We start from the raw sequence: 15,454 nt of genomic DNA, 5'->3' as shown, positions 1-15,454 counted from the left end.
CAGTGCTCAATGACAGATGGCTACGACTGCTATCAAAACGCCCTTGCAGAGCGGATAAACGGTATTCTTAAAAATGAATACTTACTCCATAAGCCAAGAGATTTAGAAGAAGCGAGAAAGATGGTTGCAGAGTCAGTAGCTATCTATAATGGTAGGAGGCCACATCTGGCCCTTAAATACAAAACGCCCGATGAAATACATCGGGCGTTTTAACCGAAATAAGTGTCAACCTATTTCAGGACTAGTCATTGTGTTGGTCAGTTTGATTTAGACGGCTAAAAGAGAGCAAGTAAGGGGTCTTAGTCTTTTCTTTACTTACTTTTACCGCTAAAAATCTTGCGCTTCACTCGACTATTCGTCACGATAACCTGAGAAATCTAAGACGATGTGGAGAAGCGCAATGTTGCGCTTGTTCAGTTGTCGACAACCGAAAAATAATAGTTACTCAAATAGGGAACAGGCATGAAATTTTCAGGTAAATCACTAGTGGTAGCTGCCACGGCAGGCGCAATCTTATCGGGCTCTGTATTGGCTGCTGAGGTGACAGAAGCAACATCAGAAAAGCATGCAGCCGCGGCGACGCAATACCGTCAGGCTGTTTTTCAATTGGTCCGCAGCAATATGGGGCCATTAGGTGGAATGGCGAAAGGTGCGTTACCTTTTGACGAAAGCGTAATGGAAACAAATGCCGTACGTCTAGAACAACTCGCTGACATGATGGGCGATTACTTATCTGTCGATACCCGTAAGTATGACGTGGAAACTGGCGCCAAAAATGAAATCTGGGAAAATTTCTCGGATGTAGAAAGCAAGGTGATGGCGCTTAAAACGGCAGCACAAGGCCTACAAGCTGCTGTTAAAGCCGGTGATGAAAGCGCATATAGAGGTGCTATTGGTAAAATCGGCGCAAGCTGTAAATCATGTCACGATGACTATAAAAAAGACTAACCAGAGCCTGTTTTTATACCCATAAAACACTCTGAACATGGGTCGGCAATAGTGCCTTTTGCTGACCCCAAATTATTGACTAATATCACTTTACCTTCGAAGACTTATTTAAGGCGTACTACTACAGTACCTTTAATTCTGCCTCAGATAAGCGACCTTCCAATTACTATCCCAGACCTTTAACAGCGAAATCGTAGATATAAAGACCTTGAATTTCGTTAAGGTGATATGGTGGTTTTGCTGGAAATTTGTACAATCATTGGCTATGTTAATAAGAATAGTTGACGTTTTTCTCCTCATCGTTGGAAACTGCCCTTGGAATTCCTAATTGGTAGCGGTTTCTAACTTGATAATATAAAAACAACTCGTCGACTGTGTACGCAGCAAAATTCATTAAGCTATTAAAAGCACGACATGACTTCTCTTCTTTACAGTGTCGTGTCGCTTTCGTTTGTGCTGAATTCGAAGAGATATTAAAAGGTTTGCTTAGATGGATTTACGCAGTGAACGCATGTTATCAACCATGCGTACAACACAGCAGGACATTTCTGTTTTGCTCAATGAAAGTCGGACGAAAACAGAGGCGCTGTGCGTTTTACTTGCCTCGGTAAACCCAAATAATGGTAGGGCAACTGTTGTTTCTTGCGACGAGAACCACTCAGCATTAGAAGCACAAAGTGTTGTTTTCCCTTCCCATGTGCTGCTTATGCTTCCGCTGACAAATTTAAGCGCTCCCATTCCTTGTAAAGAATTTTCGTTTCCCCCTTCTTTAGTGCACTATGCTGAAAGTTACGTAGTAGTTGCCACAGTACGTGATATGCAAAATGAAGTGATGGGGGTTGTACTCACTTTTGTGCGTCAGTCCGTTTTAACCCCTTTGCAGCATACATTAATTGATATTGCTCGCCAGAAAGTCGAGCTTAATTATCAGTACGAATTAGCACGCCACCCCTATTCGGACAAGCTTTCTGAACAACTTTCCTTGTTAGAAGAAGTGAGTTCAATTTCTAAAGTGGGAGCGTGGGAGATCGATAGGTTTTCTGGCGTGCTTACGCTCACTGAGGTGATGAAAGCGCTAATAGGCCTACCTCGGGTAAAAAATGTCAGTTTGCACGATGTACTCGACTTGCTAAAACCTAGCGATAGAGAGAACCTCAAGCAGCGAGTTTTCAAAGCACTTAGGAATGATCGGCAGTTCGTAAAGCATTTCGATTTCCACGACAAACAAGGCCGTAAAAGAAGTATTAAACTCACGGTGTTCTTGCAGGTTCAACAAGGCGCTTTTAATGGTATTAAGCTTACCCGGCTATATGGAGCGGTGCAGGATGAAACGGAGATTCAACGCCTATCTGATTCACAACACAATTACAGCGACTACCTCACAAGCTTACTGAATAATGTTGATAGTGTAGTGCTGAGTATTGATGAGCATGGCACCATTTTAACAGCAAACGAACGCGTCTATCCTATTCTGGGCTTCGAACCCGAAGAGTTGATAGGGCAGGATATAAAATTAATTTCCACGAAATTGCAAAACAGTAACGTGCCTTCTTGTTTTCTGAACTTAGCAGAAGGATTAGCGTTATGTAGTGAAAAAGGTCCGGTGAACGAATGTCTTCGCCACAAAAATGGAAAACGCATTGCTTGCGAGGTTAATTTATCCAAGTGCTCAGTACACAACCAGCAACTGATCGTAGCTACGGTGCGTGACGTAACCGTTCACAATCATGAGGTTGATCATTATAAGCAACTTGCGTTAACTGATTTGGTGACAGGCCTACCAAACTTAAATCAGTTCGAGCGTTACCTTAGTGAAAACCCCCATGTTGATAGGTCATCTAAGCCATTCGCGACCTTTTTGCGGGTTGCCATCTGCAATGTGAAAGAATACGAAAACGCATTCGGTGAGCCAACTATTGACTACATTCTTCGGATTTTAGCCAGTCGCTTTATTCGGATTTTCGAAGTCACTCAACGTAATTCAGCCAGCGTATTTAAGTGTGAACGAGGCGCATTTTACATCCACCTTCACCAATACGTCAGCGAAGAGGTGCTATCGTCGAATGCGGCTCGCGACTGTGCGAACCTTATTCACGACCATGTTTTAGCGCCAATAACACTGCACAACAGCCTCTTGAGTATCGAAACGCAAATTATTAGTTGCACGGTCCCAACTAAACACTTCTCGTTTAAGAAGATAAAAGAGTTACTGTCTAGAAAACCCTTAAGAGACACGAAAAGTCGATCTGCATTACCTACAGGGCATGAGTACTTCCATGTTAATGCTAGTGACATTGAGAGATACAACTACATAAAACACTCTCTTAGCAGAGCAATTTCCAATAACGAACTGTTTGTTGAACTTCAGCCTCAATACGATGTAAACAATACCGTAATAAGCTCAGAGGTTTTACTGAGATGGAAGCATCCTCATTTAGGTTCGGTCAATCCTGCTGAATTTATTCCTATCGCGGAAGAAAATGATTTTATCTCCGAACTTGGGTTATGGGTGTGTAACGAAGCGTGCAAACTGTTAAGCGAATGCCAGTCGCTGAAAATTAAGACCAAATTGTCGGTGAATATTAGCGCTAAACATCTAGCGCGCGCTGACTTTGTTAGTAAGTTTGTGGCCACCGTAAACAGGTGGCGAGTGCCCCATAAAGAATTGACCCTAGAGCTTACCGAGGGAGCTTTGATACGAGGAGTGAGTATCATTCAACGCCGCGTGAGAGAGCTAGCAGAGCACGGATTTAGCTTATCTATCGATGACTTTGGTATTGGTGATTCAAATTTAAATTACCTTCAAGACTTGCCTATCACTGAACTGAAAGTAGACCGAGTATTTATAGAAGCTATAGAGGGGTCACAGCAGAAGACCTTATTAGTCACTAGTATTTGTAATATGGCTAAAGCGCTACACCTTAATACTGTGGCTGAGGGTATAGAAACTACCGGACAGCTAGATCAAGCTAAGGCTTGTGGTTGCAGTGCATTTCAAGGCTATTTTCTAGATAAGCCTATGAGTATAGAAGATTGGAGACTGAAAATTGCTCAGCCGCAGGGGGAAGAGGGTTGATATTAGATGGCTTACAGAATTGGTCTTGAAAATACGCTTGTCGCAAAAGGTTTTACTTCGTCTTTCACCTCGTGTTGCTCAATGTTTAAATTTATGTAAATCAATTTGTTAGGGAATCTACGCCTGAAGTCTTATTCGCAGACTGGTTGTAACTGTCGTAGGGTGAAGATAAACCCTACTCAGGACATGGTTATGACTTACAAGAATGAATACGTTACCTCAATAGAACACCCCGACGAGTTTTGGTTAGAACAAGCAAGTAAGATTGCGTGGTTTCAAGCACCACAAAAGGGATGCCAACAAACGGAAAACGGGTACTATGACTGGTTTAGAGGCGGGCAACTCAATACCAGTTATTTAGCGCTGGACCATCATGTTAAACGTGGTCGCGGAGACAAAACTGCGCTTATTTACGACTCACCGGTCACCCGAACAACTCAGCAATTTACCTACAATGAGTTGCTTGCTGATGTGGCTAAATTTGCCGGGGGCTTATCTCGCTTGGGCGTAACAAAAGGCGACCGGGTCATTATTTACATGCCGATGATCCCGCAAGCTGCAATTGCAATGCTTGCTTGTGCTCGGTTGGGAGCAGTGCATTCCGTTGTGTTTGGCGGCTTTGCTGCAAATGAACTTGCCGTTCGAATTGATGATGCAAAGCCTAGCGTTATTGTTACTGCTTCTTGCGGTATCGAAGGCAGCAAACTCTTACCGTACAAGCCTCTTGTCGACGAAGCAATATCAATAGCAGAGCACAAGCCACAGGCGTGTGTATTATTTCAACGTGCTCAACTTACTGCTGAATTGAACGACAAGACCGATCATGATTGGCAAACTCTGGTTGAATCCAGTGAACCAGCTTCTGCTATTGCTGTTGATGCAACTGATCCTCTTTACGTACTTTACACGTCGGGCACCACGGGCAAACCTAAAGGCGTAGTTCGTGATAACGGGGGGCACGCCGTTGCACTAAATTATTCAATGGGCTCAATTTATGGTATCAGTGAAGATGATGTATTTTGGGCAGCGTCGGACGTTGGTTGGGTGGTGGGGCATTCCTATATAGTTTACGGTCCACTAATAAAAGGGGCTACCACGGTGTTGTATGAAGGAAAGCCTATCGGTACTCCTGACGCTGGGGCGTTTTGGCGCATGATTGAATCGCACAGAGTTAATGTGCTTTTTGCCGCACCTACGGCGTTCCGTGCAATACGAAAAGCCGATCCTGACGCTGAATTCCTTTCTAAATATGACACGTCGAGTTTGCGCACGCTGTTTATGGCCGGTGAGCGTCTAGACCCGCCTACCTACTACTGGGCCAGCGAGAAGGTTGGCGTACCTGTTATCGATCATTGGTGGCAAACTGAGACAGGTTGGCCAATCTGCTCAAACCCTATGGGCATTGAACCATTGAAGACCAAGCCAGGCTCGTCAAGTGTCCCCACTCCCGGCTTTAATGTAAAAGTGCTGCAAGGTGCTGATGTAGAGCAATCTACGGGGGAAAAAGGTGCTATTGCGATTAAGCTACCGCTTCCCCCAGGCTGTTTGACGACAATCTGGCAAGACCATCAACGGTTCATTGATGGTTATTTACGAGAGTTTGATGGGTACTACAGCACTGGCGATAACGGCTACGTAGACGATGACGGCTATGTATTTATTATGGGACGTACCGACGACGTTATAAATGTAGCTGGGCATCGTTTATCTACCGGTGAAATGGAAGAAGTACTGGCAGCCCATCCTGCTATTGCTGAATGCAGCGTTATCGGGATCAACGATGCGCTTAAAGGGCAATTACCCGTTGGGTTAGTGTTACTTAAAGATGGCGTGACCGTTGACGAGAAAGAGTTAGAGCAAGATTTAATTCAACGCGTTCGCGATAAAATCGGGCCAGTGGCATGCTTCAAACGCGCCATAGTTGTGAACCGTTTGCCAAAAACTCGGTCGGGGAAAATACTTAGAAAACTGCTGCGCCAAATTGCTGCTAACGAATCCGTTGCTGTACCTTCAACCATTGACGACCCATCAAGCGTAAGGGAGATTGAGTCGCTGATGCGAGAGAAGGGGTTAGTTAACGAGCCCACCACCGTTTAATGTAAAAGGGGAAATTCGCAATAGATTAAAGAAAGGGGCGTTAGCCCCTTTCTTATATATAGCGACGCATCCAACATAGCGCGCTTAAGTTGGCACCTGCGTTTAATTCAGTGCTCTATTATATTAGTAGTAATATTCATCTACCTGTGGAGCAGGCGGATATACTTCAATGGCCACATATACTGCTGCCGCGGCGATCAGCGCCACAATAAGAGCGCGAAAAATTCGAGAGTCGGTGATCCCCACTGTATTAGTCACCTTGTTACCATGCACCATAGCAGGCACTAATTTTTGCTTTTTATATAAGCTGTAAAAAATGACGGCACCCACATGAAGCGCAATTACATAAAGCAGCACATCAAAGGCTAGGTGGTGTAGACTATTCATTATCTCTAATGTCTGTTCGCCTACTAACTGGCGGTAAGGGCCATCCAAAAAAATATCGTCTGTCATAAACAGGCCAGATATGGCTTGGACAGCAACCAGCACAAGCATAACAATTACAAACCATCCGCCTAATGGATTATGGCCAATTGCAGGCTCAGAATGTCTGTTGAATAAGGTTTTTACATAGCTAAAAACGGTTTGAGGGCCAGTGACAAAACTACTGAACTTGGCGTGTTGCGTGCCAAATACCCCCCATAAAATGCGGAAAACCACAAGAAATAGGGTGAAGTACCCTATATAAAAATGCCACTGAACTTTGTTTTCAAGCCATTCTACCGTTGCGTATTGGGCAAAAAGGCTCGCAACAAGTAGCCAGTGAAATAGGCGGGTAGGTAAATCCCATATAAGCGTTTTTTGCATAGTGATTTTCACGTAAAAATTATCGAATTATTATTTGCTATAGCGTCGCTTAACTCATTGTATAAAACAAGTAAGCCCATCGGGACAAAACTTCTATTTATCTTAACGAGCTCCCAGTCCACCATGCCCATTGATTTAATATACCCTAACCATAACCCTAACTCGGATAAAAACGCGCAAAAACAGCAGCCACGACAAAGTTAAAATTTAACCCGTTCCTTATTATGCGTATTTAATATGAATCTCACATTGCAATAGTGTCGGCATTTGGCAAAATGCCTGATAGTTGAAGGTTAATAAAAGTGTAAAGCGAAAAATGAAAGTAGGATTGTTTGGTGCCAATGGGCGCATGGGACGTGTTTTGGTTGAAGCGCTAGATTTAAGTGAAGACGCAGAGCTTAGCGTTGCCACAGTGCGCGATGACTCGCCTTGGGTTGGTCTTAATGTCGGTGAACTTGCCGGCATTGGTAAAAAAGAGGTCGATTGCACCGCGCTATCAGATTTAAGCGGCAACGATGCAGACGTAATGATCGACTTTACCCTGCCTTCTGTTATTGAAAGTAACCTTGCGTGGTGTGTAAAGAACAACATGCCTGTGGTTATTGGTACTACTGGGTTAAACGAAGCGCAGCTAGCTGCACTCGATGAAGCTGCAAAGCATATTCCTATTGTATTTGCAGCGAACTATAGCGTTGGTGTAAACCTTATGCTTTCCTTAGTTCGACAAGCTGCAAGTGTACTAGGTAACACAGCTGACATCGAAATCACAGAAGCGCATCATAGATTTAAGCAAGATGCGCCATCAGGTACCGCTATGGCTATTGGCGAAGCCATTGCCGACGAATTAGGTCGTGACTTAAAAACTTGTGCAGTCTATGGCAGGAAAGGGAAAGAACCTGAGCGCGACCAAGGTACCATTGGTTTTGCAACCATTCGAGCTGGAGATATTGTAGGTGAGCACACCGCCTTATTTGCAGATATTGGTGAGCGTCTTGAGATTACGCACAAGGCGTCAAGTCGCCTTACTTTCGCTAAAGGTGCAGTGCACGCGGCAAAGTGGTTGTATGGAAAAGAACCTGGTCTATACTCCATGGTTGATGTACTTGATTTAAAGCTGTAGGCGTTTTGGATGTCAGCATGCTGTAGCTTAAATGCTTGCTGACTTTAGGGCGTTATCAAAGTGTTAAACTAAAGTTGCACTTTTAATGAGCAATAAGCCGTACTTTCGGTGGTTCTGTGCAAAAAAGGTGGTATAAGCGTTATTTTAGTAAATTATTACAAATAAATTTGCCATTTTCGGTCAGTAATGTATACTCGCCGGAATTTGCCAGAATTTCGTATTCTGAAGCCTTAAAATAGGCTGAAGAGTGCGGTTTTATTAGCTGCAAAGATCGTAAAACGGGATGTATTGTCATCAATAACTCCCGTTTTTTGTGGGGTTTGTGCAGAAAACTGCACAAACACATAGTTATCCTTAATCTGGAGGTTGACTTGGCTAATTCTGCCCTTTTGGTGTTAGAGGATGGTTCTGTTTTTAAAGGTACGGCGATAGGCGCTACAGGCTCCGCCGTTGGGGAAGTTGTTTTTAATACTTCCATGACCGGCTATCAAGAAATTCTCACCGACCCATCCTACGCTGAACAACTCATCACCCTTACTTATCCACACATTGGCAACACCGGCACTAACGAAGAAGACGTCGAAGCAGATAAAATCTGGTCGAAAGGTCTAATCATCCGTGATCTACCTCTTGTTGCTAGTAACTTTCGTCAACAGCAAACTTTGTCTGAATACCTTAAAGCGAAAGGCGTTGTGGGTATTGCCGACATTGATACACGTCGCTTAACGCGTATCTTGCGAGACAAAGGTGCACAAAACGGCTGCATTATTTGCTCTGATGAATTAGACGAGTCTAGCGCACTAGCGCAAGCAAAAGCTTTCCCAGGCCTTAAAGGCATGGATTTGGCAAAAGTAGTAAGTATTACTGAGCCGAAAACATGGACAGAAGGTAGTTGGGAACTTGGTAAAGGCTACGTTACGCCAAGTGAAACAAAGTACCATGTTGTTGCTTATGATTACGGCGTTAAAAACAACATCCTTCGCATGTTAGCTGACCGTGGTTGTAAAGTTACACTAGTACCAGCGCAAACGCCTGCAGAAGACGTATTAGCCATGAATCCTGACGGTGTGTTTTTGTCGAATGGTCCGGGCGACCCTGAGCCATGTGACTATGCGGTGACAGCAATCAAAACGATCGTCGACACCGGTGTGCCGGTATTCGGTATCTGTCTTGGCCACCAATTACTTGCAATTGCCAGCGGTGCAAAGACAGTTAAGATGAAGTTTGGTCACCACGGTGCAAACCACCCGGTTAAAGACCTTAAGCGCAATGTAGTTATGATCACCAGTCAAAACCACGGTTTTGCCGTTGATGAGTCTAGCTTGCCAGATAACCTAGAAGTAACTCACATTTCGTTGTTCGACAAGTCGCTGCAGGGTATTCACCGCACCGACAAACCTGCGTTTAGCTTCCAGGGACACCCCGAAGCGAGTCCAGGTCCTCATGAAGCGGCACCGTTATTTGACCACTTCATCGAACTTATTGAACAACACAAGCAGTAGGAATTAGCCCGCTATGCCAAAACGTACCGACATACAAAGTATTCTTATCATTGGCGCTGGCCCTATTGTTATCGGCCAGGCTTGTGAATTCGATTATTCAGGCGCTCAAGCGTGTAAAGCCCTTCGCGAAGAAGGCTACCGTGTTATTTTGGTTAACTCTAACCCAGCAACCATCATGACCGACCCAGAAATGGCAGATGCAACCTACATCGAGCCTATTCACTGGGAAGTGGTTCGCAAAATTATCGAAAAAGAACGTCCAGATGCCATCCTGCCTACAATGGGTGGACAAACTGCACTTAACTGCGCACTAGAGTTAGATAAGCACGGCGTACTTGAAGAGTTCGGTTGTGAGCTTATTGGTGCAACAGCAGATGCCATTGATAAAGCAGAAAACCGCGAACGCTTTGACAAAGCAATGAAAAACATCGGCCTTGAATGTCCTCGTGCGGAAATCGCGCACAGCATGGATGAAGCGCACGATGTGTTAAGCCGTATTGGCTTCCCGTGTATCATTCGTCCGTCTTTCACCATGGGTGGAACCGGCGGTGGTATTGCGTACAACATTGATGAATTCAATGAAATTTGTACCCGCGGTCTAGACCTTTCTCCTACTAACGAACTTCTAATCGATGAGTCGCTACTAGGTTGGAAAGAGTACGAAATGGAAGTAGTACGCGATAAAGCAGATAACTGCATTATTGTATGTACTATCGAAAACTTCGACCCAATGGGTGTGCACACGGGTGATTCAATCACCGTCGCTCCTGCACAAACCCTGACCGACAAAGAATTCCAGCTAATGCGTAATGCCGCAATGGCTGTACTGCGTGAAATTGGTGTTGAAACCGGTGGTTCAAACGTTCAGTTCGGTGTTGACCCTAAAACTGGTCGTATGGTTATTATCGAAATGAACCCACGTGTATCGCGTTCATCTGCGCTAGCGTCAAAAGCCACAGGCTTCCCAATTGCTAAAGTGGCAGCGAAACTTGCGGTAGGTTACACACTAGATGAACTGGCTAACGATATAACAGGTGGATTAACGCCTGCGTCGTTCGAGCCATCTATCGATTACGTAGTTACTAAGATCCCACGCTTTAACTTCGAGAAGTTCGCCGGTGCAAACGACCGTCTTACTACCCAGATGAAATCTGTGGGTGAAGTGATGGCAATAGGCCGTAACCAGCAAGAGTCACTTCAAAAAGCCCTTCGCGGTCTTGAAGTGGGAGCTTCAGGCCTTAACTCTATGGTTGACCTTGAAGATCCGGAATCGCGCAATAAGGTAGTATACGAACTTCGCCAACCTGGTGCAGAGCGCATTTGGTACATCGGTGATGCATTCCGTATGGGGATGACAGTTGAAGAAGTATTTAACCTTACTAATATCGACCGCTGGTACCTTGTGCAGCTTGAAGACCTTATCCTTCTTGAAGCTAAAGTGGCAGAGCTTGGTTTGCCGGGTATTGATGCTGACTTTATGCGTGCACTTAAGCGTAAAGGCTTCTCAGATGCGCGTCTTGCTGAGCTAACCAAAGTAGCGGAAAGCGATATTCGCGAAACTCGCCGTGGTTTTGGAATCTCTCCTGTCTATAAGCGTGTAGACACCTGTGCCGCAGAGTTCTCTACCAGTACAGCTTACATGTACTCAACGTATGACGAAGAGTGTGAAGCAGCGCCAACTGACAAAGATAAGATTATGGTACTGGGCGGTGGTCCTAACCGAATCGGTCAAGGTATCGAGTTTGATTACTGCTGTGTTCACGCCGCGCTTTCAATGCGTGAAGACGGTTACGAGACCATTATGGTTAACTGTAACCCTGAGACAGTGTCTACTGATTACGATACTTCAGATCGACTGTACTTCGAACCAGTAACGCTGGAAGACGTACTTGAGATTGTAGAAAAAGAAAAGCCAAAAGGCGTTATCGTGCAGTATGGTGGTCAAACACCACTGAAGCTTGCTCGCGCCCTAGAAGCTGCTGGCGTTCCAATTATGGGTACGTCACCAGAGGCTATCGATCGTGCTGAAGACCGTGAGCGTTTCCAGCAAATGGTGAACAAGCTTAACCTTAAGCAGCCGGCAAATGCTACGGTAACGAATGTTGAGCAAGCGCTCACCATGGCCGAAGAAATTGGCTTCCCGCTGGTTGTTCGCCCCAGTTACGTATTAGGTGGTCGTGCGATGGAAATCGTATATGACCTTAAAGACCTTAAGCGTTACCTAAACGAAGCGGTTAAAGTGTCAAACGACGCGCCAGTGTTGTTAGACCGTTTCCTAGATGATGCAATCGAAGTAGATATTGATGCTATCTGCGACGGTAAAGAGGTTGTGATTGGCGGTATTATGGAACATATCGAACAAGCCGGTGTTCACTCTGGTGACTCTGCCTGTTCACTGCCTCCGCACTCTCTATCTAAAGAGATTCAAGACGTAATGCGTGAGCAGGTTCGTGCAATGGCGCTTGAGCTTGGCGTAGTTGGTCTGATGAATACGCAGTTTGCGATTAAAGACGGCGAAGTATACCTAATCGAGGTTAACCCTCGTGCAGCGCGCACGGTTCCGTTTGTGTCTAAAGCAACGGGTGTACCTCTTGCTAAAGTCGCAGCGCGTGCGATGGCAGGTGTGAGCCTTGCTGAGCAGGGCGTTACCGAAGAAGTAATTCCTCCTTTCTACTCTGTGAAAGAAGTTGTGCTTCCATTTGCTAAGTTCCAAGGCGTTGACCCACTGTTAGGCCCAGAAATGCGCTCTACCGGTGAGGTAATGGGTGTTGGTGATACCTTTGAAGAAGCGTATGCCAAGGCAAACTTGGGTGCTGGAGCTCCGCTACCTAAGCAAGGTAAAGCGCTTATCTCTGTACGTGAAACTGATAAGCCAAAAATTATTGAGCTTGCTAAAGCACTTGTCGCCGCAGGCTTCAGTATTGAAGCAACCCGTGGTACAGCCACTGCGTTATACGATGCTGGTATCATGAGCACGGTGGTGAACAAGTTATCTGAAGGGCGTCCTAATATTGTTGATGCTATCAAAAACGGCGAGTACGCGTATTTGATTAACACAACAGAAGGCCGTCAAGCCATTACCGATTCAGTTTACATTCGTCGTGAAGCCTTGGTGAACAAGGTAACGTATACCACAACGATGAATGCAGCGTTTGCGACAATTCGCGCAAAATCTGCTGATGACCGTAACAAAGTGGCGTCAGTTCAAGAACTACACGCTAGACTTAAACACTAATGACATACGCTAGGATACGAGGTATCCTAGCTCTATTACATTTGTGTGAACGAATAAAAAGTGCGCCTTCGCGGCGCACTTTTCTGTTTAAATTACTAGCTAAGTGAGACGTATTCATGAGTCAGTATCCAATGACAGCGCGCGGCGCTCAAATGCTGCGTGACGAATTAAATGAGCTAAAAACCAAAACACGCCCACGTATTATCGAGTCTATTGCCGAAGCACGTGAGCATGGTGACTTAAAAGAGAACGCTGAATATCACGCAGCCCGTGAGCAGCAAAGCTTCTGTGAAGGCCGTATTCAAGATATTGAAGGCAAGCTATCGAATGCGCAGATTATCGACGTTACTAAGATGGAAAATACCGGTAAGGTAATTTTCGGCACAACGGTGACCATTCTCAATGTCGATACCGAGGAAGAAACTACCTATCGCATTGTTGGCGATGATGAGGCTGATATTAAGAATAACTTAATTTCGGTAAATTCTCCTATTGCTCGTGGTTTAATCGGCAAAGAATTAGATGATACGGTTACTATTCAAACGCCTGCTGGCGCAGTTGAAGTAGAGATCATTGAAGTAGAGTATATTTAATTACTCCAGCCAGCAGAGCCTTTCTGCTGGCTATCTCCAGCCCCACACTTTCCAGCTATTCTCTTTCTTTTTACTCTTGTACGCTCCCACTTATTATTAACTCATTTTATCCATAGCTTATCTTCTGATTTATGGTGCATATAGACAGACGTTAAGTAATGATTGCTCATGTCGTAATGTCTAAGTATGATTTTTCCTTTTGTTTTCGAAAGGATGCATCATGGCTTATGATTTTGGTTCCCAGACGTTAGGGATAAAGAACCCATTTAAAACAGAAGGGACGCTTAGGACACTTGGCGGTGTTTTAACATTACTGTTGGCGGTTTATGTTGTTTTCACTGTACCAGCGATATTTGAGGCGAACAAAGTAAAAGGCTACACACTACTTGCGGTAGGCTTTATCTTAGTCGTATCCGGTATACGCCATACCGCTGTGGGTATATTGCAGCTTATGCGCTTTTTTGTGGGGCGAACGGTGCCCACTTCACTAGCCTACAATTTTTCTAAATCTGAACAGGACGCTGCTCAGGCAGAAAAAAAATCTCTGCTTTATTCAAAAGAGTCTTTACATTCTATGCTCATGGGCAGAAGAAATACGACATTTGAAGAGCCAAAAGGGTGGCTGGCGCGTCTAGTTCACAGCATTTTTCCAAAGCTTGTTTTCTTACCTTATCCGTTACGTCATCTTGCCCAAGAGATTTTGGCCATGGGGGCAACTCTTATCGTGGGGTTAGTTACTTACGCAATCGTTTATTTTCTAGTAAGCAACGGGTTTGCTGGCGAAGTTGCGAAAATTGTCGTTATGCCTGTTCTTTCTTTGGTATTGCTTATCTATTTTGTCGCCAATTGGACATCCACCGCAAAAGGTATACACAACGAAGGAAACTCTCAACTTGCCAAGGCAGGTGGGTTATCGATTGGTGTGATTATTGGTTTGGCTCTCGTCGTTCCCCTAGGTGCGGGTGTGTTCCTTGACGGCGTAGTAGGAAGCAATATCGATGAGCTTAAGACCTGGTCAGAAGAACATGCCTTTTTTAGCGCTTGGTTAAATTTCGTGTATTTGTTTATAAGTATTGGGGTAGTAATAGGTCTTGTGTTTCCGCTACTTAAAAAGCGTATGGATTTAGTGACACCACAAACCGAAGTTAGTGAATTTCGAGCAAACATGCAAGAGTCTGTTCATCCCAATGAGATTTTTATCAATATAGAAAACATCGTGCTTGCCAATCGCCGTTACAAGGAAGTCCCAAACAGAATATACGCAGACTTTGTTCCTAAGCTTAAAGAGCAGGCTGAAGGGAAGGGGAGTTTTGAAGGGGAATTACTGATAGAAACTCAGCCAACGCTCAGTGAGGGGGTGGCTTTACCCAAAGGCGCTAAAGTAACGTTAAGTGCTATCGCACAAGTTGCAGTGGTTGCTGCAGCGGTATTGTTTTATTCATCCGGCGTACAGCTTGCTGAGCTTCTTCACTTGGTTATTAACATCGGTGTAGATAACAGCGCACTGCTGAACAATGCCTTTTCAATGGTAAACAATTTACTCATGTTGATCTTTGCCTGGCTTACTTTCAGAGCGGCGGGCAGTATTTTGAACAATGCCTCTCACATGTTTTGGGGCGAGCTAAACTTTAACTCCTTGCTGATGTACATGAAAACCGAAGGTACTTATACCGAGTCGAGAGTTTCGACAGGGATGGCAATTCACGATTCCACCCGCTCAGAAAATGTTGTGGTAAGAAGCAGTATTACTCCTTGGATCATAACTAGTCGAATTAATACGTCGATTTTTGCCACTAGTGGTATGAACAACTTGGAAGCGCCGCGCTTTGTTATGGGAATGAATAAAAACGACGGAGAGTTGAAGGAAATTGTCGATGAAATCAAAGCGTTCTTGCGTGGTAGAGAAACCATCGCGTCTATTACCAATGAATCAGACTTAGCCAATGCGAGTACCATTCATCAAGTAAATCAACAAACTCGTGCATTCAATCAAAATTCCGACGAACGTCTTACCCTTAAAGAAACTGAGGAAAGTGCAGGCTTTTTGCGAAACGAAAAGGACAAAGAGTGAGGGTA

10 protein-coding genes are annotated in these 15,454 nt (G+C 44.7%); 9 read left to right on the top strand and 1 reads right to left on the bottom strand.

What is annotated here, in order from left to right:
* The 4 genes from BGK61_RS12765 to BGK61_RS12750 all read left to right on the top strand — a co-directional run.
* Positions 1-213: integrase core domain-containing protein (locus tag BGK61_RS12765; protein WP_157888796.1), on the top strand; the 213-nt coding region annotated here is incomplete at its 5' end.
* 249 nt (positions 214-462) lie between these two features.
* On the top strand, positions 463-948 hold the full coding sequence (locus BGK61_RS12760; RefSeq protein ID WP_076012437.1) for a c-type cytochrome: 486 nt from the start codon (positions 463-465) through the stop codon (positions 946-948).
* Positions 949-1,438: 490 nt separating this feature from the next.
* Positions 1,439-4,024, top strand: a complete 2,586-nt coding sequence (locus BGK61_RS12755) for a bifunctional diguanylate cyclase/phosphodiesterase (RefSeq protein ID WP_076012436.1) — start codon at positions 1,439-1,441, stop codon at positions 4,022-4,024.
* Between the two features lie 192 nt (positions 4,025-4,216).
* Positions 4,217-6,121 (top strand): propionyl-CoA synthetase, encoded by a 1,905-nt coding sequence (locus tag BGK61_RS12750; RefSeq protein ID WP_076012435.1) that lies wholly within the window; start codon positions 4,217-4,219, stop codon positions 6,119-6,121.
* Positions 6,122-6,244: 123 nt separating this feature from the next.
* On the opposite strand, the gene BGK61_RS12745 is transcribed toward BGK61_RS12750, so the two are convergent.
* Positions 6,245-6,928, bottom strand: coding sequence for a cytochrome b/b6 domain-containing protein (locus tag BGK61_RS12745; protein WP_014997939.1), 684 nt, complete (start codon positions 6,926-6,928; stop codon positions 6,245-6,247).
* A 316-nt stretch (positions 6,929-7,244) separates the two neighbouring features.
* On the opposite strand from BGK61_RS12745, the gene dapB reads away from it, so the two are divergent.
* The 5 genes from dapB (at position 7,245) to BGK61_RS12720 (ending at position 15,449) form a co-directional block, all read left to right on the top strand.
* Complete coding sequence (gene dapB / locus BGK61_RS12740) at positions 7,245-8,048, top strand: 4-hydroxy-tetrahydrodipicolinate reductase (RefSeq protein ID WP_014997940.1); 804 nt, start codon at positions 7,245-7,247, stop codon at positions 8,046-8,048.
* A 371-nt stretch (positions 8,049-8,419) separates the two neighbouring features.
* Complete coding sequence (gene carA, locus BGK61_RS12735) at positions 8,420-9,550, top strand: glutamine-hydrolyzing carbamoyl-phosphate synthase small subunit (RefSeq protein ID WP_014997941.1); 1,131 nt, start codon at positions 8,420-8,422, stop codon at positions 9,548-9,550.
* A gap of 13 nt (positions 9,551-9,563) precedes the next feature.
* Complete coding sequence (gene carB, locus BGK61_RS12730) at positions 9,564-12,785, top strand: carbamoyl-phosphate synthase large subunit (protein ID WP_076012434.1); 3,222 nt, start codon at positions 9,564-9,566, stop codon at positions 12,783-12,785.
* Positions 12,786-12,901: 116 nt separating this feature from the next.
* Positions 12,902-13,378, top strand: a complete 477-nt coding sequence (greA, locus tag BGK61_RS12725; RefSeq protein WP_014997943.1) for a transcription elongation factor GreA — start codon at positions 12,902-12,904, stop codon at positions 13,376-13,378.
* A gap of 220 nt (positions 13,379-13,598) precedes the next feature.
* A complete protein-coding gene (locus BGK61_RS12720; RefSeq protein ID WP_014997944.1) occupies positions 13,599-15,449 on the top strand; it encodes a hypothetical protein in 1,851 nt (616 codons plus the stop codon).
* Positions 15,450-15,454: the final 5 nt, after the last annotated feature.

The sequence above is a fragment of the Alteromonas abrolhosensis genome (genome assembly GCF_001953635.1).
Lineage (GTDB): Bacteria > Pseudomonadota > Gammaproteobacteria > Enterobacterales > Alteromonadaceae > Alteromonas > Alteromonas abrolhosensis.
This window is presented reverse-complemented; position numbering and strand designations above follow the sequence as displayed.

Excerpts from the sequence above, each read along its gene's own strand:
- carB (WP_076012434.1), top strand. The coding sequence starts at position 9,564 with ATGCCAAAACGTACCGACATACAAAGTATTCTTATCATTGGCGCTGGC.
- BGK61_RS12760 (WP_076012437.1), top strand. The coding sequence starts at position 463 with ATGAAATTTTCAGGTAAATCACTAGTGGTAGCTGCCACGGCAGGCGCA.
- BGK61_RS12745 (WP_014997939.1), bottom strand. The coding sequence starts at position 6,928 with ATGCAAAAAACGCTTATATGGGATTTACCTACCCGCCTATTTCACTGG.
- BGK61_RS12750 (WP_076012435.1), top strand. The coding sequence starts at position 4,217 with ATGACTTACAAGAATGAATACGTTACCTCAATAGAACACCCCGACGAG.
- dapB (WP_014997940.1), top strand. The coding sequence starts at position 7,245 with ATGAAAGTAGGATTGTTTGGTGCCAATGGGCGCATGGGACGTGTTTTG.
- BGK61_RS12720 (WP_014997944.1), top strand. The coding sequence starts at position 13,599 with ATGGCTTATGATTTTGGTTCCCAGACGTTAGGGATAAAGAACCCATTT.
- greA (WP_014997943.1), top strand. The coding sequence starts at position 12,902 with ATGAGTCAGTATCCAATGACAGCGCGCGGCGCTCAAATGCTGCGTGAC.
- BGK61_RS12755 (WP_076012436.1), top strand. The coding sequence starts at position 1,439 with ATGGATTTACGCAGTGAACGCATGTTATCAACCATGCGTACAACACAG.